Genomic DNA, 22,933 nt, shown 5'->3' on the forward strand with positions numbered 1-22,933 from the left:
GGCAGACGGCAGAAGGCACTGACGGCGGTGACGGCGGTGACGGCGAGGGGGGTCAGCCCACCGCCGTCTTGACCAGGGCCGCGATCCGCGACTCGATAGCGGGCGTGACCTCGGTGAGGGCGAAGGCCGTGGCCCACATCGAGCCGTCGTCCAGCTTCGCCGGGTCGTTGAACCCCAGGGTCGAATAGCGCACCGAGAACTTGGACGACGCCTGGAAGAAGCAGACGATCTTGCCGTCCAGCGCATACGCCGGCATTCCGTACCAGAGCTTCGGGGCCAGCGCCGGGGCGGCGGCCGTGACCACGGCGTGGACCCGCTCCGCGATCGCCCGGTCCCCGTCCGGCATATCGGCGATCTTCGCGACCACATCGCGCGCCGCCTCCGCCTCCTTCTCCGCCTTCGACATCCGGCGCGCGGCCTTCTTCTTCTCCTGGAGATGCTCCTTCAGCGCCGCCCGCTCGTCGGCGGAGAGTCCGACCTCATTGCCGCCATCGCCGGCATTGCTGGCATTGCCGTCATCGTGTTTGCCCATGAACTCCCCCTCGGGGATCGTGGCCGGGATACACCATCTGAAAACACCGTACCCGCGACCGCCGACAACGGCCCTGAGCTGCGGAGAGCCATACGGCGAACGGGTGCCCGCCCCGTACTAGCATGGCCGCGAAGCGGAAGGGGGCCGGTCATCGTGGGCACGGCGGGCAGTGGCGGCGGAGTCGGAAGCGGTAGCGGCGGCGGCGGTACGAAAGGCGGCGCATCGGAGTCCGGAAGCGTCTGGCTGCGCCCCCCGCGCCCGGCGCGCGCCGAGCCGCCCCTCAGCCGCGACCGCATCGTGACCGCCGCCGTCGCCCTCCTCGACGACGAGGGCATGGACCGGCTGACCATGCGACGGCTGGCGGAGCGCCTCGGCGCCGGGGCGACCACCCTCTACTGGCACGTCGAGACCAAGGACGACGTCCTCGACCTCGCCTTCGACGCGATCTTCGGCGAGGCCCCGCTCCCCGGGCACCACCCCGGTGACGACGGCTGGCGCCACGACGTCGTCGCCCTCCTGACCGGCTGCCGCGAGATGCTGCTCCGCCACCCCTGGTCCGGCGCCCTCCCGCTGCGCCGGGGCCCTTCCATGGGCCCGAACTTCCTCGGCTGGCTCGAATACCTTCAGTCGACACTGGTCCGTGCCGGGTTCCGGGGCCAGGCCGTCCAGGCCGCCTGCTGGGTGCTCTACAACCATGTGCAGTGCTCCACCGCCAGCCAGTCGAGCCTCCACTGGCCCGAGGACGAACGCCTGGCCGCCCGCGAGCGGCTGCGCGCGGACGAGGGGCGATACCCCACCCTTGTCGCGGGTGACTACGTCCTCGACGACGGCTGGGAGGAGAACTTCCGGCTCGGCCTCGGCTACGTCCTCGACGGCCTCCAGGCCCGGCTCGCCGCCGACCGCCCCTGAGCGGCACCCCGGCGCCCCGGCACCCGACGTCATCTGCCGTTGCCGATGTGCAGCGCCTCCTTCATGAACACCGTGATGTAGCGCGGGGCGCCCTCCGTGGTGAGTACCTCGATACGGGACCGGAGGTGCCGCCCCTCCACCGCCTCCCGTACGAGGACGTCCGCCAGATCCGCCCGTGAGGTGAACCACCCCGGCCGGCGATCGGTGTGGACGGAGTACTTCGTCGTCGCCGTCGCGTCGAAGAGCCCCGCCGGACGGACCACCGTCCAGTCGAGATCGCTCGCCCCCACCAGGTCCTCCATCCGGCTCGTGTCGTCGTAGAGGGTCCGCCCCATCCGCAGCAGCATCGGCACGATCACCTTGCGGAACATCAGGGTCTCGCCCGGCGCCTCCACATAGTTCGCCCCGATCGAACTGACACAGACCAGCCGTCGGACGCCGTGCCCCTCCATCGCCGCCATCACATTCGCCGTGCCCCGCGAATAGACCGTCACCGGTGCTTTCGTATACGCGATCCCCACCGTCGAGATCACCGCGTCGTGCCCGGCCACCAGCTCATGGACCGCCGCCGCGTCCTGGATGTCCGCCCCCGCCACCCGCAGCCCCGGCGCGGATATCGGGAAGCCGTCCGGGCGGCGGGTGACGGCCGTGACCGTGTGCCCCTCCGCCAGGGCCTGCCGGGTCGCCAGCCGGCCGGTCGGCCCGTTGGCGCCGAAGATGATCAGTTTCACGCGCTCCTCCTCCGGATGCGTACATTGATCGGGCACTAGAACAATGTTCTAGTGCCCGATCAATGTACCAGTGTCGGTTCCAAGAGCCCCCTCCGCACGGGCCGTTGTGCGCCGGGCGCGCTTCGGGCACTTTTGACAGCATGCCGAAGGAGTCGTGGACAGCGGATCTGATACCCGATCAGGCCGGGCGGGTCGCCGTTGTCACCGGGGCCGGCAGCGGTCTCGGCCTCGCGACGGCGAAGGCCCTCGCGAGCAAGGGCGCGGACGTCGTACTCGCCGTACGGAACAAGGAACGCGGCGAGCGCGCCCGTGCGGAGATAGCCGTCGGCCTACCGGCCGGAGGCCCCGCGGGACGGCTGCGCGTACGCGTCGTCGATCTCGCCGATCTCGCCTCTGTCCGCGCCTTCGCGGACTCCCTGCGCGCGGAGTGCGACCGGCTCGACCTCCTCGTCAACAACGCGGGCCTGATGGCTCCGCCCCGGACCCTCAACTCCCGGGGGCACGAGATCCAGTTCGCCACCAACCACCTGGGCCACTTCGCCCTGACCGGCCTGCTGTTCGATCTGCTCACCGGTGACGATCCCCGGGTCGTCACCGTCAGCTCCATCACCCACCGGCTGGGCCGGATCCACTGGGACGACCTCGACGGCGCGCGCTCGTACTCACCGACCCGCTTCTACTACCAGTCGAAGCTGGCCAACGCGATCTTCGGTACGGAACTCCACCGCCGCCTGGCCGCCGCCGCGAGCCCCGTCCGCAGCCTGATCGCCCACCCCGGCTATGCCGCGACGGCTCTTCTCACGAACGACCAAATAGGGCCGATGCGCGTACTGGGGCGGTTGGGGGAGCTGGTCCGCCTGGGCCAGCCCCCGGTGCGCGGCGCCCTGCCCCAACTCCGCGCGGCGACCGCCCGGGACGCCGCCGGCGGGGAGTTCTACGGCCCGGACGGCCCCTTCGAAATGCGGGGCGCGGCACGGAAGGTCCGCCTGGCGAGGGCCGCGACCGACCCGGAGAGCGGCCGCCGGTTGTGGGAGCTGTCGGAGCGGCTCACGGGGGTACGGTTCACCATCCCGAACGCCCCCGGGCCGTAGCCGAGACCGGGGGCGTTCGGACGAACGTGCCGCGTCAGCCGTGTGCCGCGTAGCCGATGAAGCTGGTCCACGCGCCGGGCCCCACGGTGAAGTGCGGGCGGGTGGTGTCTTTGGAGTCGCGCACGTGGACGGCGGAGGTGGAGGCGCAGACCTCCACGCAGTTGTCGCCTTCAGAGCCGCTGTGGCTGGACTTCGTCCAGCCGACCTCGACGCAACTGTCGCCCTGGGCGCTGCTGTAGCTGGACTTGCACCAGGCGATCTCGACGCAGTTGTCGCCTTGAGTGCCGCTGTAGCTGGACTTGAACCAGGCCAGTTCGGTGCCGTTGCTCATTGCGCTCCTCGGATGCGGTTCATCAGGCCCACCGAGTCCAGTGTGTTGAGGGCCTGTGAGCGGAGTGTCGCATACCGTTGATGGAGCGTGGCGGCCTCTTTCGGGTCGGAGATCAACCGGCCGTTGTTCTGGCCCTCGGAGTAGGCCAAGCGTTTGCCGTCGGGGAGTTCCATTATTGCGATGGGACCGTCCAGCGCCGCGTGGATCTCGATGTTCGTCGGCATGATCTGAATGTGCACATTGCGGAGTTCCGCCAGCTCAAGCAGGAGTTCCAGCTGCCCGTGGGTGACGTCGTCACCCCCGAGGCGGCGGCGGAGTACGTGCTCCTCGATGATGAAGCTGAACTCCGTGTTGGGGCGCTCGTGGATGAGTTTGCGCCGGTCCATGCGAGCGGTGAGCCAGGCGTCTACCTGCTCGTCCGAAGGGGGCGGGAGCAGATTGGCGAACACGGTCTTGGCATAAGAGCGTGACTGGAGCAACCCAGGTACTAAACGGCACTCATACGTGCACAGGATCGTTGCCCGCCTCTCCAGTCTGGCCCACTGACGAAACCACGCAGCCAAGCCCGGTTCCCCCCGCGACAGGTACATCGCAGCCCGCCTCAGCGCCCCCGTGTTCCCGAGCAACTCCTCCGCCCGTTCCACGAACGCCACATCCGGCATCCTCCGGCCCAGCTCCACCGATTCCACCGTGTGCTTCGAGAACCGGACCAGCTCTCCGAACTCCACACGGGTGTAGCCCGCGTGTTCCCGCAGGGCCTGGACCACGGCGCCGAAAGTGCGCAGACTGTCGGACGGGTCGGGTTCCCGTTCCCAGTCGTCGTGTGCCGATGTCCCTTCGGCCTCGCCTTGGATGTCGGTCATCTCGCGGCCACCTCCGTGGTGCGTGCGACTGCGCGGAGTGTGCCGCGCCGAACTCACCCAGCGTGATCGCGAGATGACCGTACCGTCTATAGATCAGCTCCGTACGGGGATTCCGCGTACGTGGGTAAGTGCTGGTCGCCGCAGGCATATGCGCGTCACCGTAGCTCCTATGAGCACTTCAGCACCTGATCTCCCGGTTACCGTACGTGTGTTCACCCAGCGGTTGATCTCCTCGCCGCGCGGGGCGCACCGGGCCCGGGTACTGACGCGTGAGCATCTCCGGCGGTGGGAGGTCGCGCATGCCGCCGCCTATCGGGCGGAGCAGGTCGTGGCCGAGTTCGCGGCGAACGCGGTAGGGCACGCACGGGTGGCCGGGCGGGGCTTCAAGCTCGGGCTGAGCCTGGACCGGCTGGCCGGAATCGTCCGCGTGGAGGTCACCGATCCACGCGGGGAGCGGGCGCCGAGGCCGCATCTGGGCGACGTCGGTGACGGGCAGGGCGAGTCGGGGCGCGGGCTGCTGATGGTGGCCGTGCTCGCGGACCGGTGGGGGTGGGAGCCGTACGCGCCGAGCGGCAAGACGGTCTGGGCCGAGATCGACCTCGTGCCGTGACCCCCTTGCGGGCGGCCCCGGCTCGGCCCCCACCGGCCCCGTCTCAGTACTTCACCCGGTGCTCGGGCCGTTCCAGATGGGCCATGACCTCCTGGTGGGCCCGCCAGCCGTCGGGGAACTTCGGTGGGACGTCGAGATAGACGGGCTGGTTGCGGGGGTGGCGGTCGAGCAGATCGCGGACGCCCGCGCGGGTGACGACCACACACGCGTAGCGGTGCCGGGACATCAGCACACAGAGCCGCCCGGTCTCCAGATGGAACGCGGAGGCGTCGAGCCGTCCCGACAGCGGATGCCAGACCAGGGTGATGTCGAACTCGCGGCCCTGAAGGCGGTTGGCGGTGTCGACGGTGATCCCGTGGAGTCCGGCCTCGGCCAGCTCGGCGCGTACCGCCGCCGCCTGGACCGTACGGGCCGTGCCGACACAGATCCGGTCCTCCGTCACCGGCACCCCGCTCGCCAGGGCGCCCCGCTGGAGGAAGCGCATCGCGGTATGGGCGAGGGCCGCCGCGATCTCCGGGTCGTCGTCGGCGGTGTGGCGGGCGGAGAGTTCGAGACAGCCCCAGCCGGTGTCGGCGGCGCGGGACAGCAGCGCGTCGACGGGGGTGTCGGCGTGCGATTCCGTCGCGTACGACAGCACGCGGTCGGCGGCCGTGGTGCCCGACGTGAAGGGGTAGAAGGGGTAGAACGCCCGCTCGACCAGGGGCGCCGCGGAGGCGGGGAGCCGCCAGGAGACCGGGAGCTGGCGGCGTACCAGATCCGGGTTGTGGGCCAGGGTGACATCGACGGCGTTCCGCAGCGGATCCCAGGTCAGACCGTGCCAGCGGTCGGTGTCGACGGTGGCGAAGGGGTCGAGCTGGCCGGGGTCGCCGACGAAGAGGACCCGGGAGCCGGGGGCCGAGAACAGGGGCGCGGTCGCGAGCAGGTTGTCCGAGCGCATCTGGTACGCCTCGTCGATGATCGCCCACTCCCAGGGGCCGGTCTTCGCCACATCGACATACGCCCACTTCTTCGCCGTGGAGACGACCACGGGCAGATCCCGCAGGGCCGTGATGTCGCTGGAGCCGGTGACCTGGGCGTGGCCGGTGACGCGCTCGGGGAGGACGAAGTCCTTGGCGTGCAGCCGGCCCACCGGGAGCCCCGGATGGGCGCGGGCGAGATTGGCGACGAGGTCGTCGACCTGTTCATTGGTCTGGGCGACGATCATCACCTGGCGGCCCGCGGCGGTCAGATGGCCGGTGGCGCGTACCACCAGCGTCGACTTCCCGGCGCCCGGCGGGGAGTCCACGACGACGCCCCGGCCGGTCGTGGAGTCGAGATCGGCGAGGATCGCGGCGACGGCGCGGTCCGCCCGCGCCCCCGGCGGGTCGGCCGGGGGACGGGGCGCGGGGGCGGCTGCCACCGGTGACGGCGTGGTCGGCATTGTCGGCGGTCGGCGGGTGGTCATTCCCAGATCTCCTCCGCGTCCTCGGGGGTGGGTTCGTACGGCTGGGGCGGACCGCCGTGGGTCCAGGGGGTGTCCTCCTCGGCGGGCAGCCGGGAGACCAGGGTGCTGGGATCGAGACTCGTGTACGTCAGCTCCTCGCCCTCGTCGGGGACGGTGCCGGGCGGCGGCGGACCCTGCCCCGCGCCGAAACCGCCGTTGAGCTGGATCACGGTCTCGTACCCGCCGTCCCGCTCGGCGACATCGAGGATCTCGGCCTTCTGCCCGGCCCGGACCGGTGACTTGACGGCCGTGCCGACGGGCAGCCGCGGGCGTTCGTCGGTGCGCAGGACGACCGTGGGGCGCCGGAGGCCCTTGCGGGCGCCCGGGATCGTCCGGTCGAGGTCGCGGGCGACGATCCGGCCGGTGAAGGCCCGGCCCGTCAGCTCGTGATCGGCCATCACCAAAGGGTCGTCGTACGCGCGTTCCGCCTCGTAGCGGGTGAGGGCGTCCTCCATGCGGGCGAGCTTGCGGGCCGCGCCGACGGCCTGGTCGCGGCGGGCCTGGGGGCGGCCGTCCTCGGCGAGATAGGCGGCGTAGTCGCTGAGGATCCGGCGGTCGTACGCCCAGCGTTCCGCGACCCTGGCACCCTCGGGCAGCTCCCGCAGCAGCCGGATCCCCTGCCACATCAGCCGCCAGGTGGGCATGAGCTGGGTCCGCAGCTCGGCGTCGATCCGGCGGCCCAGGGCCTCGCGCACCCGGTCGTCGGCGGCCTCGTCACGGCGGGACATCAGCTCGTGGAGGGTCTCGTCGAAGCCGGGATCGGTGGCGGGACCGGCCGGGGGCCACCGGCCGGGGTCCTCCGCCGCGCGGGCCGCGTCGGCGCCGGTCGTGCCGTCCGGCGGATCGATCCAGGCGACCAGGGACGCCAGATGGGAGTCCTCGGACGAACTCTGTCCGGTGGTCCAGTGGGCGGTCAGCAGCCGGGTCATGGCGAGCAGTGACGAACTGCCGGGGAACTCGGCGCGGTCGGCGAAGAACGTCAGCCACTTGCCGAGCGCGGGGACGGCCGGATCGACGGCGAAGGGGCCGTCGACGGCCCGCAGCCGGGTCAGCCTGCCGAGCCTCCGGATGTAGGCGATGCCCTCGCCGTTGGGGACCAGGAGCTGGGGCGGGGCGAGGGCGCGGGTGCGCTCGTCGGCGTCCTTGCCCCGGCCGACGCGGTAGGTCTCGGTGTCGTCCAGGCTGGTGTCGATCAGCGGCAGCAGTCGGGCGGCGAGACCTTCGGCGAAGGCGAACCGCTCGGCCCGGTCCCTGGGCTGACGGACCGTGAGGAGTATCGGGGTGTCCGGGTCGGTGCCGACGACGGCGGCGAGCGGGGCGCACGCCTCGCCCGCGAGGGTCAGGGGCACCAGCACGAGAGGCCGGTCGGCCAGATGGTGATGGCGTACGGTCGCGATCGGCTCGGCGCGGCCGGTACGGGTCGCGATGAGGGTGGCGACCGTTGCGATGGTGCTCATAAGGAGTGCCGCTCCTGATGGTGGTGTCGGTGGTGGTGCTGTGGTCGGAGCTGTCGAAGAGGGCTCACGCGATTCCGAGGCCGGTCTCGTCGGTCTCGTCGGTCGCGGTCACGGTCCGGCGCGGGCCGCGCAGTCGGCGCAGGCGCTCCGCCGCGCGGAGCAGCGCGACCGTACGCGCCGTGCTGTCGTCGGTCAGCGCCGTGCCGTCGAGATGGGCGACGGCGGTGTGCAGGGAGTCGATGCCCGGCAGGGCGCCCCGCAGACTGCCGCCGAGCCGGGCCGGGGCGCCGCACTCCTCCGCCTCGCGCCGGCAGAAGCGCGCCAGCTCGCAGAAGGAGAGGCACTCCGGGGCGTAGGCGGCGTCCAGGGCGTCGAGGGACCGGTGGAGGACGTCGGGGTCGGCGGTGGTGTCGAAGGTGGCGTCGGCGGGGAGGTCGCGGGCGATCTCGGCGGCCCGGGGCAGCCGGTCGAGCTGGAAGCGGAGGGCGTCCAGCTCCTGGCGCAGATCGACCAGCCTGCCGTACGGACGGTTGGAGAAGTCCTTGGGGCAGACCAGCAGGAACCGGTCGGCGATCTGCGCCGGATCGATCCCGGCCCGTTCGAAGGCGCCGCGCAGGGCGAGTACGTACACCGCCGCCTGCTTGGCGGCCGCCGCCACCTGCGACGGGCTCGCCTGTCCGTCGATCGCGGCGAACGACTTGACGCAGACGAGGTGGAACAGGCCGCCCGCCCGGTGGGTGACGGTGTCCGGCTCCAGATAGGCGGTCCGGCCCGCGACTTCCAGCGTCAGCACCGGACGGTCGAGGATCAGCCGCTCGTCGCCGTCGCGGGCGAGCCGGGCCAGGACCCGGCGGGTCTCCCGTTCGCGCAGGATCGGTGACGGGTTCCCGCCGACCTCGGAGAGGTCCTCGACGGCCGCCTCCGCGACGGGGACGCCCAACTCCTCCCGGAGCAGCCGGATCAGTTCGGCGTGGCCGCCCCACTTCACCAGCGCCTCGAAGGCCGTACCGCGGGCTATGGCGAAAGGGGACCGGCCGAACCGCGCCTGGTGGCCCACCCGCTGGGCGAGCGCGGCCTTGTCGACCCCGGCCGCGTCCAGCACGGAGCGCCGGCCGCAGGCCGGGTTGGCGGTCAGGGCGGTGATCTTGGTGGTGGTGTACGGCTGCGGGTCGGCCGACCCGCGCAGTCGGGCGAGCCGGTCGTGCGAAGAGGATTGCGAGGGCATCGTGTCTTCTCGGATGGGCGCTTCGGGTGGGCGGTGCGGTCGGGCGGTGCGGTCGGGTCGTGCGACCGAGCGGCGCGTCGGGCCGTGCGGTCGGCGGCGGCTCCCGGTCAGTCGCCGGGCTCGGCACGCACCTGACGGAGCGGGGGCGCGCCGAAGAGCTGCTGGGCGTCGGGCAGTCGGCCGCGGGCCCGTGCCGCGGCGGACTCGCGCTCGCGACGGTCGGCGTCGGTGTGGACGGCGGCCTCGGCCCGCGCGGCGGCCATGACCCGCGCCGGATCGGGGCGGCCGTGGTCGCCCTCGTACGCGCCGGGGATCGTCAGCGCGAACCGGCGCAGCAGCCGCCACGCCAGCTCGCCCGGCGGATGCCCGGCGGAGTCCAGACGCAGGATCTGCTCGGCGGTGCCGACGGCATGGGTGAGGAAGTCCGTACGGGGGCTCAGCGGTCCGACGATCCGGCGCGGCAGCGGCCAGGTGGAGACGGCGAGCAGACCGCGGGCGGGCGTCAGCCGGTCATGGGTGAGGGCGGCGCAGATGTAGTACGGCCTGGCGTATCCCTGCGCGGTGAAGGACCGTTCCTCGTCGCGGCGCAGCGACGCCAGCTTCGTCGCGATCAGCGGCTCACTGAAGAACGCCTCGTAGACGGAGGAGATCAGCTTGGGGGACGCGGGGGCGCCGAGCAGGGTGAGGGCCTGGTGGACCTGTTCGCGGACGGGGATGGTGGCGGTACGCGCTCGCGCCCCCGCCGGGGTGTTCACGCGTCCGCCGTTCCCCTCCGCCCGCGCCGGGGGCCCGGCGTGCGGGTCCTTCCCGGCCGGTACCGCTGTCCGCCCCGGTCCGGCGGGACCAGTCGGTCCCGGCTCCGTGGGCGCGGCAGAGCCGGGGGGCGCTCCGTCCGCACGGGACCCCTCGTCCTCCTCCGCCAGTACTGCTTCCCATGCCTCCTCCGTCTCCCGCAACGCCGCGCGAATCCGCTGCTTCGCCTCGGCGTCGCGGGTGCGGGTCGCCGCGCGCAGTCGCGTACGCAGCTCGGACAGGCGCTCTTCCAACTCGTCGAGAGATGCGGCCATGGCGGCGAGTGTAGACCAAAGTCCAATCTCTTCCAAAGAGTTCCAAGAAACTCCATGGAGGGATGGTCGGACGTTCGGGTGTCCGGCAGTGGGGTCGGCGGGGCTCGGAAGCGTACGGATGTGCGGTGGTGACGGGTTATCAGCCTGATCGTGACAAGCGGTGGCGGATGGTACGGCCGGATCACGTCGAAGCCGCCCGCGAGCGATCCAAAACGCGTAGCGTCGTCCGCCCCCACCCGAACGCGATCGACGTTCCGGGCTCGTTGCCCGGCGAAATCCTGTGAGGGGAGACGGCATATGACGACGGCTCATGCCCCCAGTTCGACCTGTCCCATCTCCTTCGACGCGGATCCTTACGGTGCCGCGAGATCCGTCACCGAGCGACCGAACACGCCGATGACACCGACCGGGTCGGCCGGGTCTGCCGGGTCGATCGGGTCGACGACGCCGACCGGGTCGTCCGCCTCGGTTGCGTCGGCGGTGCCGACCGCACCCACTTCCGAACGGCCCGTCCTCACCCCCGCCATGGCGTACGGCCCCGGCGCGGTGGACCCGGCGGAGATCACCGTGCTGCGGACGTATCTGGAACGCGTCGTCGCCTCCCGGCCCGGCCCCGTCCACACGAACGTCGCCTTCACCGCCGCCTACCTCGGCTACGACACGACGGGCGAAGGCTACGGCGGCTGCGCCCTCGACATCGACGACTTCCCGTCCGTCACCTGCGGCGGCACGGGCGCCGCCCTGCCGGTCGGGGCCTTCGTCCGGGTCCAGACCGGCTCCGAACCCCTGTACGCGGAGATCGTCTACCGGGAGGGCGCGGCCCGCCCCGACGGCGCGACGCCCACCGGGGCCACCGTGCCCCCGGACGGCCCGTCGGGGGAGTCCCGGCCCCGGCCCTCGGTCGCCGACGAAGCGCCGGACGTACGACGGGAACTGCTGGTACCGGACTTCACCGCGTTCGGAACCGGACTCGAAGTGGAGGCCAGGAAGGCCGACCGGCTGCGGGCCCACGCCAAATGGCTCACCGAGGACGGGCATGTACTGGTCCATACGCGGCCCACTCCCGGCGCGCGCCGTTCGGGACCGGACGAGACGGCGCACTTCGCCGCCTATCTCCTGGCCTCCCGGCGCGGCGACCTCCTCGACCCGTCCGTACCCGTACCGCTGACCCGGCTGGCGGGCGGAGCCGACCCGCGGCAGCTGCGCGCGGCGCTGGACGGCCTCCTCGACACCGTCGCGTACGCCCTCGCCACCAGCGACTCCCTGCGCGTCTGGCAGGGCTACGCCCTCAGCCGGGCGCGGGTCGGCGAAGGGCTCCTCAGGGACGGCCCCCTGGGCCGGGCCGACCTCGGAACCCTCGCCAACACCCTGGTCCGCGGGCCCGTCCCGGACGGCCGCCGGCGCCACGGCCGGACCGGCCCGAAGACCCTCCGCACGGCCGTCGGGCCCTGGCTGCGCACCGTCGCGGGCGCCGGCGACCAGCTCACGGGTGTCGGATACGCCGTCGCCGTCTGCCGTGCCAATCTGGCGATGGGAGACGTGGTCCGCGCCTCCGACCACGGTCACTTCCCCGAGACGGGCGTGAAGGTGGCCCTGGACGACGCGTTCGAGAGCGGCGGCGTCTGGCGGTCCCACCATCCGGGCGCGGGCCAGTCGCCCGGGGACCGGGGAACGGCCGCCGCCGGCCCGGCATCCCGGCTGCCGGACCCGGATCCCGACCTCGGCGCGCCGCGCGTGACCGGCGACGACTCCCGGTCGGTCCGCTGGAGCTTCGCCCTGCGTCCGGCCGCCCGGCACGGAGCCCGGGTTCCGTTGCCCACCTCTGTCGTCGACGGGCTGCGGGCCGCCGGCGCCGGACCGCGATCCGTACGGCTGGAACTGCGTCACGAAGGAGCCCCGGGGCCGGCTTCCGTACGGGTCCGGCAGGTGTGGTTCGCACCCGGCCGGGACGGTGCGTGGGGCCTCACACCGGTGACATGGTCCGACGACGTCCCCCCGGGGCTGCTGATCGACGCCGAGTGGGTCAGGGGCGGATCCCGGATCACCCTGCGCACCGAACCGCTCGACGCACCCGTCGTCGTGGACGGCCGCACGATCCGCCACCGGTACGACCCGAGGGTGGTCACCCGCGACGGCGTACGCGGCCCCGGCACGTGGTACGGGCCCGGCGCCGTACCCGAACTCGTCCTGCGCGCGGTACGCCTGTGCGGGCTGCTGACGGAGGACGGACACGCGCTGCTCGACCGGGCGGCCCTGCCGCGCGCGGTCCGCGTCCTCGAACTCGACGACGCGTCCCCCGCACCGGAACACGGTCGACGCGTCACCGGGGGCGAGCGCCACCGCCTCTGGATCACGCCGGCCCGACTCGGCCCGGCGGCGGACGAGCTGATCCGGGACGGAGTCCTGTACGCGGCCACCGGCAGCCGGGACCCGGACGGCGAGCCCCGCTATCCCGCCCGGCCCTCGGACCCGCCGATCCCCCTCATCGGCTACGACCCCGATCCCCGTCCCGCGACCGTGCCGCCCGGTGGGACGGACGAGGCGGCCGGACGGGGCGACGCGACACCCCACCTCGTACACGGTTTCGTCCGCCGGCTGCCCCTCGGCAGCGCGCCCTCCCGGCGGCAGCGGGAGGCGTACCGCGCGTACTGCCGCGACCTCGGGAAGGCCGACGGGACCGAACTGCCGCCGGGCCGGACCTTCGTCGGGCCCCACTACCGCGGCCGTTGACGGGACGCAGGAAAAAAGAGACGGAAGGGATGGACGACGGATGACGGCCGACTCCTCGACCCGGGACGACGCGGCGACCGGCGGGATGACCGATGGGACGACTGACGGGACGACCGGCAGGACGACAAGACGGGACGGGGCCCGGGTCGTCCCGGGTGGTACGACACCGCAGGCGACCGGGGCGACGGGACCGTCCGGAGAGCCCGCGGAGGCGCCACCACGTGCCGAGTTGTGCGCCGCGTTGGGGGACCTCGGCGACATGGTCCCGGGGACGCTGCGCGAGATCACGGTCGAGGAGACGGAACTCGCCCTCAATCTGCTCGCCCACCGGGAGCGGCAGATCATCATGCGGAATTTGAGATTCCGGAAGGTGGAGCCACGCCGGTTCGGCCGGGCCCTGAGCGAGCAGGTGCTCAAGCGGGTGCAGCGGCTCGAACCGGCCGGGGACCGGGCCGAGGCCGCCCGATGGCTCACGCACCGGATCAAGCACGAGATCGGGGACGCGGCGACCGGCGTAACCCCGGGACATCCGAGCCACCCGGGCCTCCCGGGACATCCGCCCGCGGATCCGGTCGCGCGCTGGGGGGAACGGCTCACCCGGCTCGCGCTCTTCGCCTGGGCCGACGGTTCGCACCACACCGCGCGGGCCGTGCTGTGGGCGGCGGAACGCGACTGGCTCGGCACCCGGGCCGAGCCGGCGGCGCTGGACGCCGTACGTGCCGCGGCGGAACGGGTCGCCGCGTCGCCCGACCCGCTCGACGGTCCCTGTCCGCACACGGGGGCCGCGCCGAACGGCTCCGTACCGGACCCCGGAGGGATCGCACCGCCCGAACCCCTCTGCGGCCCGGTTCCGGCACGGCCATCGGGGCGGGAACGGGAGCTGGCCGACCTGTCGGCCCGGATGGATCTGCTGAACGGGACGATGGCTGCGGCGCCGGCCGCGAACGGGCGGATCGGTACGGCCATCGCCGACGGACGACCACCCGCGGGGACGGACCTCGCCCTGCTCACCGACGCGGCAGCCGCGTTCGACCGGGTGGGGGAGTCGCTCGCCGCACTCGGCGCGACCGATGTCCCCGCGCGCCTCGACGACATCGCGCGGGCGGCCGAGGAACGGCGCTCGGCCGTACTGCGCGAGCTGGCGGGCCGCGCCGCACTGGCCACGGTCCTCACCTTCACCTGCCCCCAGGGCGGCCCGGTCGCCGACGTCCTCGAAACGGCCAGGACCCGGGCCGCGACCCTGCTCGCCCGGGACGAGTGGACCGAGGCCGACGACACGGCCGCGACGGCACTCGCGCTCATCGTGGCTCTGGTGCGCGCGGGCGCCGACGACGCGACACCGGCCGAGATCCGGGAGCTGCAGCAGCGGCTGACCCGGGCCCACCCCCCGTACGCGGTGGTGGCCGTCCTCCACGATCAGATCGTGCCGGTGGGCGAGCCGTCCGTTCCGGGGCCGCCCGTCCCCGACGAGTCCGTTCCCGAGCCGTCCGTTCCCGAGGGGGACGCCGGGCAGTCGGTGCCCGACGCGCCACGAGTCCGTACGACTCCGTCCGGCGACAGGCGATCCGCCGGGCGGAGCACCGTACCCGCGGTCGCCGATGAGGTCGCGGGGCGCCCGGGCGAGACGGACCCGGCCCGGCCCGGGCCCGGGGAAGTGCCGCCCACGGCGGCCGAAGGGGTCGACCCGGACGGCACCGCCGCCCCCGCCCCCGCGCCTACGGGCGGGTGTACCACGGGCACCGTGAAGGTCACGGTGCCCGAAGTCCCCGACTCCCCGCCCGGGGACGACACCGGACCGCGGTCCCAGGAGACCGGGGCCGGGACCGTATCCGCACCGCCCCGGCCCATCGGCCCGGCCCGGCCGGGAACCGCTGTCAGGACGGCCGGTTGTCCGCGGGACACGGGCGCGTCCGGCCCCGCCGGTTCCGGGGGTCCCGGCCACGCTCCGGTCACCGGCGGCGGGCCGGTCGAATCCCCCGCCGCCGACACCGCCGCCGACACCTCCGCCGAAGGACCGGACATCGGACTGGTCCTGGCGCGACTCGTCGTCGAGGAGCGATACGGCCTGGCGGCCCATCTGTCCACGGCCGCCGGGCGGCAGCCGTCCGAAGCCGCCGCGCTGCGGCTGGCCGGGCTCGGCTCCGTCCTGCGGAACCGGTCCGACTCGGCCGCCGCCGCCATCGCCGAACTGCTGCGCGACGGCGACGTCCTGTCGGAACCGGAACCGGATGCGGAACCGGACGCGGAAGCGGAACCGGAGCCGGAACCCGGTACCGAGGCCGAGCCGGACGTGCCCCCGCTGCTGATCCTCCCCGCACTGGTCACCGCCGCCGTCGTGACCGGGGAACCCGTCGTCGGCGCCCAGCTCAAGACGCTCGCCCAGCGCCTGTCCGGCGCCCCCGCCGAACTCGCCGCCGACCTCGCGGAGTCGGCGCTCACCGGCGCCCTGCTCGTCGCGCCGCTCGACGCCGTCGGCGCCGATGTGTCCGAGATGGATCACCGGCTCAGGGACGCCGTGGAGGCGTGCCGTACCGCCCGGGCGATCCCCCGGATGCGCTTCCAGCGCGCCACCCAGATGGCCCGGCGCTGGCTCGCCCCCACCGGTGAGTTCGGCCGGGTGCTCGGCGCCGTCGTGGACGGCGACCCCGACGCCGTCCATCTCGCCGACGCGCTGCTCGAACAGTTCGGGCGGCCCGCCCGGATCGAGGCGGCCATCGACGAGATGGACGGCGAACTGCGCGGGGCGGGCGGCCGGACCATCCAGGGCGCGGGCCGTACCGACGTCCGCCAGTTCCTCGAACGGGTCCGGGACGTCGTACGGCGCTGGCGGGCCGCGGAACGCGATATCGCCAACCGCAGGTCCGCCGGGAACGCGTGGGCCTTCGAGGCGGTCGCGGCGCTACGGCGGCGGATGCTCGCCCTCCGCGAGCGGATCACCGACGACATCGCCGTATACGGGCGGCGTACGCCGCCCCTCACCCGGGCCGCCGCGGATCGCGCCGCCGCGGTCTTCACCCGCGTACTCGACGAACTCGCCGAACCCGGGCGCAAGCCGGCCGCGACGGTCGAGAAGGACGCCGTCGCCGAGGCCGCGCTCCACGCCGAACTCCTGAAGATCCCGCCGCGACCCGACCCGGACCCGGCCGGGACCGGGGCCGGGGCCGGTCCCGAGGCCGGCCGGGGTGCTCCCCGTACCGTCGCCGAACTGCTCCAGGCCGTGGACACCACCTGGGACGAGGCGGTGGAGCGGCAACTCGCCCGGGACGGCTTCACCGCCGTCCACACCGTCCTGCGGCTCGCCGACGCCGGAGTCCTGCCCGCGCCCCACGGGCTCGGTCTGACGACGGCCGACCGCGTCCGGATCGAGCACCGGGAGAACGAGCGCCGCGCCGCGCTCGCCCGGCTGGTGGCCGAACAGGCCGCCGCGCTGCGCCGGGCCCAGGCCGACGGCGCCCTCACCCTCGAACAGGACGTCAGCCTCCAGGAACTGCTCGCCGACGCGGGTCCCGCGACCCCCACCGGGGAAGCCCGCGAACTGGCGGCGATCCGGCGCAATCTGGACCGTGTGACGGATCTGCTGCCCCGCTACCGCAAGGAGGCCGGGGACCGGCTGCGCGCCCGGGTCGACGGCCTGGTCGACGTGAGCGACGAGGACCGCGACCACATCCGGCGCTACCTCGACGCCGACAACCTCGCCACCGCCGCCGAACTCGTCTACTTCCTCGAACTCGGCGAGCCGGTACCCGAGATCCGCTCCGAGGAATCCCATCTGGAGGTGTTCTACCCGGCCGTGCCCGACGGGCTGCCCGGGGGCATCACCAAGGACCTCGTGACCACCGTCCGCTCCCGCGGCCGGCACCGTACCGTCGCCGCCCTGGACTACGCGCCGCTCTCCCCGGAGGAGGCCGGCCAGGCCGCGGCGGCGCTCGGCCTCTGGCAGAAGCTCTCCACCACCAGGGACCGGGCCCGGATCAACCCCCGCGAGGACCTGAGCCCCGCGCTCTCCCTCCTCGGCTACGAATCCAAAGGCATCCGGCCGCTCGACGGCCTGCCGCGCGGCAAGGACTACAAGTTCTTCGAGATCGTCGACGTCCAGGTCACGGGACGGGCCTGGGCACCGGCCTTCGGCTCCGGGATCGCCGCCCGCGGGAACAAACTGCGGGCCCTGCTCATCTGGGGCAGGCCCGCCGCCGACCTGCTGCTCAGCCGGGTCCGCCAGGACCCGAGCGACGCCAGCCTGCTCGTCGTCCACTTCGGGACGCTCGACCGGCGGACCCGGGCCGAACTGGCCGCCGGATCGCGGGACACCGCCAAACCCGTCATCGTCGTCGACGACGCGGCCCTCGCCTACCTGGCCGCCCGCGGCAACCGGCGGGTCGACGCCGCCACCGAGACCCTGCTGCCGTTCTCCGCCGTAAACCCCTACATCAAGGAGAAACGCGGCCAGATCGGGCGGGAGATGTTCTACGGGCGCGACCGCGAACGCAAGAGCATCATCGACCCGGCGGGCACCCAGATCCTGTACGGCGGGCGCGGCCTGGGGAAGTCCGCGCTGCTCGCCGACGCCGGTGACCGCTTCGAGCGACAGCTCCCGGACCGCCACCGCACCCTCTACCTCAACCTCGACAAGATCGGCATCGGGAAGGGGACGGCGCTGGGCGCCGCCGCCATCTGGACCACCCTCGACCAGGAACTGACCGGAATCGGGGTGCTGGAAGAGCCCCGGCGGCGCGGCCCCCGGCGCGAGGTGTGGGAACGGGTCACCGAAGGCGTCCAGAGCTGGCTCGCCCGGGACGCCGAACGCCGGCTGCTGATCCTCCTCGACGAATGCGACCTCTTCTTCGAGGCCGACGTCCCCGAATGCATCGAGACCCGGCGGCTGCGCGGCCTCGGCGAGGACTCCCGGGGCCGGGCCAAAGTCGTCTTCGCCGGGCTCCACTCCGTCCAGCGCTTCACCCGGCTCGCCCGCAACGGCCCCTTCGGGCACCTCGCGCAGACCCCCACGGTCGTCGGCCCGCTGTCACCGCAGTTCGCGGCCGATCTCATCGTGCATCCGCTGCGGGCCCTCGGATTCGAGTTCGCCGACGCCGATCTGGTGAACCGGGTGCTCGGCTTCTGCTCGTACCAGCCCTTCCTGCTCCAGATCTTCGGCAGCCGGCTCGTCGAGGGAATGCAGCGCAAGCGGGCCCGGCGCGCGGCGGGTCCGCCGTACGCCATCGACGCCGCCGACGTCGACGCCGTCGAGCAGGACGCGTCCCTGCGCTCCGACATCACGGCCGCTTTCAAGGAGACCCTCGAACTGGACCACCGCTATCTCGTCGTCGCCAACGTCCTCGCCCAGCACGCCCGCGAGAGCGGCCTGGAGACCCGGCTCAGCGACCGCGAGCTGCGCGACGAATGCGGTCTGTGGTGGCGGGAGGGGTTCGAACGCCTCGACAGTGAAGGGTTCCGCGCCTACCTCCTCGAAATGGTCGGACTCGGCGTCCTCGCCCCGAACCACGACGGCAAGGGCTGGCATCTGCGCGGCCCCAACGCCCTGCGGATGATCGGGACCGCCCAGGAGATCGAGGCCAGGCTGGAAGGCGCCGACGACGACTGCCGACTGGAGGAGACCCTCGTCAAGGAGAGCCGTCCCGACCTCACCGACGGCCGCTCGGCCCCCCTGACCGTCGATCAGATCGACTATCTGCTGGGCGACGGCGGGAACCAGGTACGTGTCGTCCTCGGCAGCCGGGCCACCGGCGTCGACGACGCCGTCCGTACGCTGAGGGTGGCCACGGGCCGGGTCGCGGGGTGGACGGTGCCCGCGATCGGCAGCGCCAAGGCGTACCGCGGAGCGCTGGTGGAAGGCGCCCGGGGCGAGCGGCGGCTGGTCGTGAGCGATCTGACCGGGAAGCGGGCGAAGCCGTGCCGGGAGTCGCTGGCCCAGGCCCGCGACTCGACACCGGTCGGGCCCGGTGTCACCCGGTCGGTGGTGCTCGTGTCGGGGACGCTCCAGCTCGGCTTCTGGCGGGACCTCCTGGTCGGCGGGGAGCGCGACCCGGTGGCGGGCGCCGGGGACGACGGGACGGTGGTCGTGCTGCGCCGTTACGACGCCAGGGCGCTCAAGGACTGGAGCCGGCGGCAGAGCTTCTGCGAGGCCGACGGCCGGCTCGCCCGGCTGGGCGAGCTGACCGGTGGCTGGCCGCTGCTGCTGGACCGGGCCCTGGAACTGCGCAAGAGCGGGCACGACCAGGACACCGTCCTCGGTGAACTGGCCGAGGCCACGGCCCGGGAGGGCGGTGCGCGGGAACTCGCCGAGGCCACCGGGATCCTGGAGGACGAGGCGGTGTACGAGGGGTACCGCATGATCGTCGGTCAGCTCGGGACCGGCTGGAACCGTAAGGCCGACGCCGAGGCGGCGGTCGAACTCGCCGTCGCCGGGGCCGAGGACGCGCGGTGGGTCCTGATGTGTCTGGAGACGCTCCAGGTCTTCGACCTGGACGGCGGGAGGATGCGGGTGGAACCCGTGCTCCACCGGGCGCTGCGGGTCTGGCGGCCCGACCCGGACCACGGCCTCTGAGACGTCGGGGCCGGGGGTGCGGGCCGGGTCTCGGGTATGGGCCCGGGGCCGGAGGCCGGGTCGCGCCGGTCTGGCCGGAGGCCGTGCGTGTGTGCGCCCGGCTCAGAACCGGATCCGGGCCAGGATCGGGAGGTGGTCGCTCCCGGTCCTGGCCAGGGCTCTGACATGGGTGACCTTCGCCTTCCTGGCCAGGACCTGGTCGATCCGCGCCAGCGGACGGGACGCGGGCCACGAGAAGGCGAAGGAGCCCTCGGGGGCGTCGAGCTGGGAGGTGAGCGGCGACAGACCGCGGTCCCCGGTCACCGAGTTCAGGTCGCCCATGAGGAGCACCCGGTCCTTCTCCTCCGCCTCGATCGCCGCGCCCAGATAGCGGGCGCTCTCGTCCCGGCGCGCGGTGCCGAAGCCGGTGGGGGAGAGGCGGACGGACGGGAGATGCGCCACGTACACGGCGATCTCGCCCACCGGGGTGTGGGCCGTCGCGCGCAGGCCGCGGCGCCAGTCGGGCGGGACGTCCTTCGGCCGTATGTCGACCGGGCGGACATCGCTCAGACGGTGCCGGGAGAACAGGGCGACCGTGCCGTCGGCCGCGTGGTGCGGATACTCGGCGGCCAGCTCCTCCCGGTAGACGGGGAGGTTCGCCGGGGTGACCTCCTCCAGGGCGATCAGATCGGCCCCCGCCGCGCGGAGGTCGCGGGCCGTGCCCACGGGATCCGGGTTGACGTCGCTCACATTGTGCTGGAGCGCCGTGAGGTCGTACCGGCCGCTCCCGTCGGCGGTCATCGTGCCGCTGTGGACGACCAGCCAGGCCATGCCCGGCAGCGCGCACGCGCCCAGCGCGAGGGCCGAGCGCCGCCATACGGCGACGGCGGCGAGCGGGACGGCCGCGAGGGGGAGCCAGGGCTGGAAGGTCTCCAGCAGGCTGCCGAGGCGGGGGCCGGCGTTGGGCACGAGGTGGGGGAGGAGGGAGAGGAGGGTGACGAAGGCGGTGAGGGTGAGCAGGACACGCTCCCGCCGCCACTGGTGCGCTCCCAGCCAGGTGCGCGGCGCGGCTTGCTGTGGCGTGGCGTCGCGGCTCATGCGCCTCTCCTGTCACGGGGTGGGGTTCTCGTGAACGGACGCGTGACATGTCTGCGCAGTTCCGGGAGGGGCCGGGTCGCCGGTTTCGCGTTCGGCCGCCGGGCGGGTGGATCTCGCTCCCCCGGGCGGCTTCGGGGGGTCAGCCGACGTGGATGTGGGGGCGTCTCGGCGGGTCGGGTTCGGCGCGGCGGAGGACCTCGCGGGTGACCGGGGCCGTCTCGCCCTCGCCGAAGACCAGGAACTGCAGGAGGTGGCCGACCGGGTGGCCCTCGGTCCAGGTGAAGTACGCGTGGGGGACCTCGCCCGTGTCGTCGCGGATGCGCATCAGGACCGCCGCGATGGTGTTGGGGACCGTCGGGCCGGCCACCCGCAGGCGTCGTACCCCGTGCCGCTCCGAGCCGTGGACGACGAGGTCCTCGGTGAAGTCCGACGAGTCCCGGACCGTGACCTCCAGGAAGAGGACCGGGCGCTTGCCCGGGATATGGGTCTCCTCGCGCTTGCGGTCCGCCTTGGCCCGGTACTCCGCCTTGGTCTGCTCCGTCGGGTCGCTGGCGATGATCAGGACCGGCCCCTTAGCCGCCGCCTCCCGGACGAACCGCTCGGCCGTGCTGTCGAAGACGACGTCCGCCGCCCGCAGCTCGAACGCCCGGTGGATCCGGGACGCGAAGGACGTCACCAGGATCGCCAGGATGAACAGCGCCGCGATCTTGATGCCGTCGGGGCGTTCGATGACGTTGGTGACCGTGGTGTAGAGGAAAACGGCCGTGATCGCGCCGAAGCCGATCGTCGCCGGGCGGTGTCCCGCCTGGTGGGAGAAGACGGTGACGGCGAGGGCGGCCGAGAGCATCAGGACCAGGACCCCGGTGGCGTACGCACCGCTCTGCTTGTCGACATTGGCGTCGAAATAGACGGTGATGCCCACCGCGATCGCCATGAAGACCAGGACGAGCGGACGGACCGCCCTGGTCCATTCGGGTGCCATGCCGTAGCGGGGGAGGAAGCGGGGGACCAGGTTCAGCAGCCCGGCGAGGGCCGAGGCGCCCGCGAACCACAGGATGCAGATCGTCGAGACGTCGTACACCGTGCCGAAGACCTCGCCCAGCTCCTGATGGGCGAGATAGGCGAGGGCGCGGCCGTTCGCCGGGCCGCCGGAGGCGAAGTCGCCCTGGGGGATCAGCGTCACCGTGGCCAGGCTGGAGAGCAGCAGAAAGCAGCTCATGATCAGCGCCGCCGTGGTGAGCAGCTTGCGGGTGTCGCGGATCCGGCCCGCCGGATTCTCGTACGTATCGGAGGCACCGCCCTTGATCTGCGGCATCACCGCGACCCCGGTCTCGAAGCCGGACATGCCGAGGGCGAGCTTCGGGAAGACGATCAGGGCCACGCCGACCACGGCGAGGGACGAGGAGTGCTCGCCGAGCATCGCGTCCCACCAGTCCCCGAGGACGACGGGCTCGTGCAGGACCCGCCAGGCGGACGCGGCGAGCACCACCAGGTTGACCAGCAGGAAGACCGCGACGAGCGGTACGGCGACGCCGATGGCCTCGCGGAAGCCCTTGAGGAAGACCGCGCCGAGCAGCCCGATCAGGAAGAGGGTGATCCAGAGGTTCTCGCCGTGCAGCGCCGCCGGGGCGTACGGGTTCTCCACGATATGGGCGGAGGCGTCGGCGGCCGAAAGGGTGATGGTGATGATGAAGTCGGTGGCCGCGAACCCCAGCAGCACCAGGACCAGCAGCTTCCCCGTCCACCAGGGCAGCATCCGCTCCAGCATGGCGATGGAGCCCTCGCCGTGCGGGGAGCGGCGGGCCACCTGGCGGTAGACGGGGAGGGCGCCGAAGAGGGTGAGGGCGATCAGGACCAGGGTCGCCAGCGGGGCGACCAGACCGGCGGCGAGGACCGCGATCCCGGGGGCGTAGCCGAGGCTGGAGAAGTAGTCGACGCCGGTCAGACACATCACCCGGTACCAGCGGTGGCCCCCGCCCTCGGCCGGCGCTGTGCCGTGCGGACCGGGATGGCGGGCCGTCTGCTCGCTCAGGCCCTCCAGCAGCCAGGCGCGGCAGCGGTCGGCGGCCGTACCGCCCGGCGGTTGCCCGCTGCTCATCCGTCCTCCCGGGACCGGTGGTATCCGCGGCCGGATCCTTTCGTTCCGGGCCGTTCCGCCATCGTCGCCCCTGCCGGTGTTCCCGGCAGCACGTACGGGCTCCGTACAGGAAGCGTCAAGAGGACCGACCGGGCCGTATGGGACGTGTCAACGGCGGCCGCGAACCG

At 73.0% G+C, this 22,933-nt stretch carries 15 protein-coding genes; 5 read left to right on the plus strand and 10 right to left on the minus strand.

Annotated features, from left to right (window positions below; genetic code table 11):
• Positions 1-52 precede the first annotated feature (52 nt).
• The gene (locus ACFXG1_RS04805; protein WP_384741013.1) at positions 53-532 is read right to left on the minus strand and encodes an iron chaperone; all 480 of its coding nucleotides are present in this window, start codon (positions 530-532) and stop codon (positions 53-55) included.
• A gap of 153 nt (positions 533-685) precedes the next feature.
• Between ACFXG1_RS04805 and ACFXG1_RS04810 the strand changes: the two genes are divergently transcribed.
• Positions 686-1,441 carry a TetR/AcrR family transcriptional regulator gene (locus ACFXG1_RS04810; protein WP_384714962.1) on the plus strand — a complete coding sequence of 252 codons (756 nt, stop codon included), beginning with the start codon at positions 686-688 and terminating at the stop codon, positions 1,439-1,441.
• A gap of 29 nt (positions 1,442-1,470) precedes the next feature.
• Here the strand turns inward: ACFXG1_RS04810 and ACFXG1_RS04815 are convergent, their stop codons facing one another.
• Positions 1,471-2,172, minus strand: a complete 702-nt coding sequence (locus tag ACFXG1_RS04815; RefSeq protein WP_384714965.1) for an NAD(P)-dependent oxidoreductase — start codon at positions 2,170-2,172, stop codon at positions 1,471-1,473.
• Positions 2,173-2,312: 140 nt separating this feature from the next.
• Here ACFXG1_RS04815 and ACFXG1_RS04820 point away from each other — a divergent pair, with 140 nt between their 5' ends.
• Positions 2,313-3,263, plus strand: coding sequence for an oxidoreductase (locus tag ACFXG1_RS04820; RefSeq protein ID WP_384714968.1), 951 nt, complete (start codon positions 2,313-2,315; stop codon positions 3,261-3,263).
• A 34-nt stretch (positions 3,264-3,297) separates the two neighbouring features.
• Here ACFXG1_RS04820 and ACFXG1_RS04825 read toward each other — a convergent pair whose 3' ends face one another.
• Both ACFXG1_RS04825 and ACFXG1_RS04830 read right to left on the minus strand, forming a co-directional pair.
• Positions 3,298-3,594, minus strand: coding sequence for a DUF397 domain-containing protein (locus ACFXG1_RS04825; RefSeq protein WP_384714971.1), 297 nt, complete (start codon positions 3,592-3,594; stop codon positions 3,298-3,300).
• Positions 3,591-4,457 (minus strand): helix-turn-helix domain-containing protein, encoded by an 867-nt coding sequence (locus ACFXG1_RS04830; protein ID WP_384714974.1) that lies wholly within the window; start codon positions 4,455-4,457, stop codon positions 3,591-3,593. Before ACFXG1_RS04830 ends, ACFXG1_RS04825 begins: the two co-directional genes overlap by 4 nt.
• A 169-nt stretch (positions 4,458-4,626) precedes the next feature.
• Here ACFXG1_RS04830 and ACFXG1_RS04835 point away from each other — a divergent pair, with 169 nt between their 5' ends.
• Positions 4,627-5,067, plus strand: a complete 441-nt coding sequence (locus tag ACFXG1_RS04835; protein WP_384714977.1) for an ATP-binding protein — start codon at positions 4,627-4,629, stop codon at positions 5,065-5,067.
• Positions 5,068-5,110: 43 nt separating this feature from the next.
• On the opposite strand, the gene ACFXG1_RS04840 is transcribed toward ACFXG1_RS04835, so the two are convergent.
• From ACFXG1_RS04840 to ACFXG1_RS04855, 4 genes are all read right to left on the minus strand, one after another.
• Positions 5,111-6,487, minus strand: coding sequence for an AAA family ATPase (locus ACFXG1_RS04840; RefSeq protein ID WP_384714980.1), 1,377 nt, complete (start codon positions 6,485-6,487; stop codon positions 5,111-5,113).
• A 20-nt stretch (positions 6,488-6,507) separates the two neighbouring features.
• Positions 6,508-8,007, minus strand: coding sequence for a hypothetical protein (locus ACFXG1_RS04845; RefSeq protein ID WP_384741020.1), 1,500 nt, complete (start codon positions 8,005-8,007; stop codon positions 6,508-6,510).
• A gap of 64 nt (positions 8,008-8,071) precedes the next feature.
• Positions 8,072-9,232, minus strand: coding sequence for a hypothetical protein (locus ACFXG1_RS04850; RefSeq protein ID WP_384741023.1), 1,161 nt, complete (start codon positions 9,230-9,232; stop codon positions 8,072-8,074).
• A 107-nt stretch (positions 9,233-9,339) separates the two neighbouring features.
• Positions 9,340-10,299, minus strand: a complete 960-nt coding sequence (locus tag ACFXG1_RS04855; protein ID WP_384723897.1) for a hypothetical protein — start codon at positions 10,297-10,299, stop codon at positions 9,340-9,342.
• Between the two features lie 480 nt (positions 10,300-10,779).
• On the opposite strand from ACFXG1_RS04855, the gene ACFXG1_RS04860 reads away from it, so the two are divergent.
• Together ACFXG1_RS04860 and ACFXG1_RS04865 are read left to right on the plus strand one after the other, a co-directional pair.
• A complete protein-coding gene (locus ACFXG1_RS04860; RefSeq protein ID WP_384741026.1) occupies positions 10,780-13,029 on the plus strand; it encodes a hypothetical protein in 2,250 nt (749 codons plus the stop codon).
• Between the two features lie 40 nt (positions 13,030-13,069).
• Positions 13,070-19,591 carry a hypothetical protein gene (locus tag ACFXG1_RS04865; protein WP_384741029.1) on the plus strand — a complete coding sequence of 2,174 codons (6,522 nt, stop codon included), beginning with the start codon at positions 13,070-13,072 and terminating at the stop codon, positions 19,589-19,591.
• A gap of 102 nt (positions 19,592-19,693) precedes the next feature.
• Here the strand turns inward: ACFXG1_RS04865 and ACFXG1_RS04870 are convergent, their stop codons facing one another.
• Together ACFXG1_RS04870 and ACFXG1_RS04875 are read right to left on the minus strand one after the other, a co-directional pair.
• Complete coding sequence (locus ACFXG1_RS04870; protein WP_384711513.1) at positions 19,694-20,668, minus strand: endonuclease/exonuclease/phosphatase family protein; 975 nt, start codon at positions 20,666-20,668, stop codon at positions 19,694-19,696.
• 139 nt (positions 20,669-20,807) lie between these two features.
• Complete coding sequence (locus ACFXG1_RS04875) at positions 20,808-22,766, minus strand: amino acid transporter (RefSeq protein ID WP_384711516.1); 1,959 nt, start codon at positions 22,764-22,766, stop codon at positions 20,808-20,810.
• Positions 22,767-22,933: the final 167 nt, after the last annotated feature.

The sequence above is a fragment of the Streptomyces sp. NPDC059248 genome (assembly GCF_042753905.1).
GTDB lineage: Bacteria > Actinomycetota > Actinomycetes > Streptomycetales > Streptomycetaceae > Streptomyces.

Coding starts and splice junctions, on each gene's coding strand:
- ACFXG1_RS04805 (WP_384741013.1), bottom strand. CDS start 532: ATGGGCAAACACGATGACGGCAATGCCAGCAATGCCGGCGATGGCGGC.
- ACFXG1_RS04820 (WP_384714968.1), top strand. CDS start 2,313: ATGCCGAAGGAGTCGTGGACAGCGGATCTGATACCCGATCAGGCCGGG.
- ACFXG1_RS04825 (WP_384714971.1), bottom strand. CDS start 3,594: ATGAGCAACGGCACCGAACTGGCCTGGTTCAAGTCCAGCTACAGCGGC.
- ACFXG1_RS04830 (WP_384714974.1), bottom strand. CDS start 4,457: ATGACCGACATCCAAGGCGAGGCCGAAGGGACATCGGCACACGACGAC.
- ACFXG1_RS04835 (WP_384714977.1), top strand. CDS start 4,627: ATGAGCACTTCAGCACCTGATCTCCCGGTTACCGTACGTGTGTTCACC.
- ACFXG1_RS04840 (WP_384714980.1), bottom strand. CDS start 6,487: ATGCCGACCACGCCGTCACCGGTGGCAGCCGCCCCCGCGCCCCGTCCC.
- ACFXG1_RS04845 (WP_384741020.1), bottom strand. CDS start 8,007: ATGAGCACCATCGCAACGGTCGCCACCCTCATCGCGACCCGTACCGGC.
- ACFXG1_RS04850 (WP_384741023.1), bottom strand. CDS start 9,232: ATGCCCTCGCAATCCTCTTCGCACGACCGGCTCGCCCGACTGCGCGGG.
- ACFXG1_RS04855 (WP_384723897.1), bottom strand. CDS start 10,299: ATGGCCGCATCTCTCGACGAGTTGGAAGAGCGCCTGTCCGAGCTGCGT.
- ACFXG1_RS04865 (WP_384741029.1), top strand. CDS start 13,070: ATGACGGCCGACTCCTCGACCCGGGACGACGCGGCGACCGGCGGGATG.
- ACFXG1_RS04870 (WP_384711513.1), bottom strand. CDS start 20,668: ATGAGCCGCGACGCCACGCCACAGCAAGCCGCGCCGCGCACCTGGCTG.
- ACFXG1_RS04875 (WP_384711516.1), bottom strand. CDS start 22,766: ATGAGCAGCGGGCAACCGCCGGGCGGTACGGCCGCCGACCGCTGCCGC.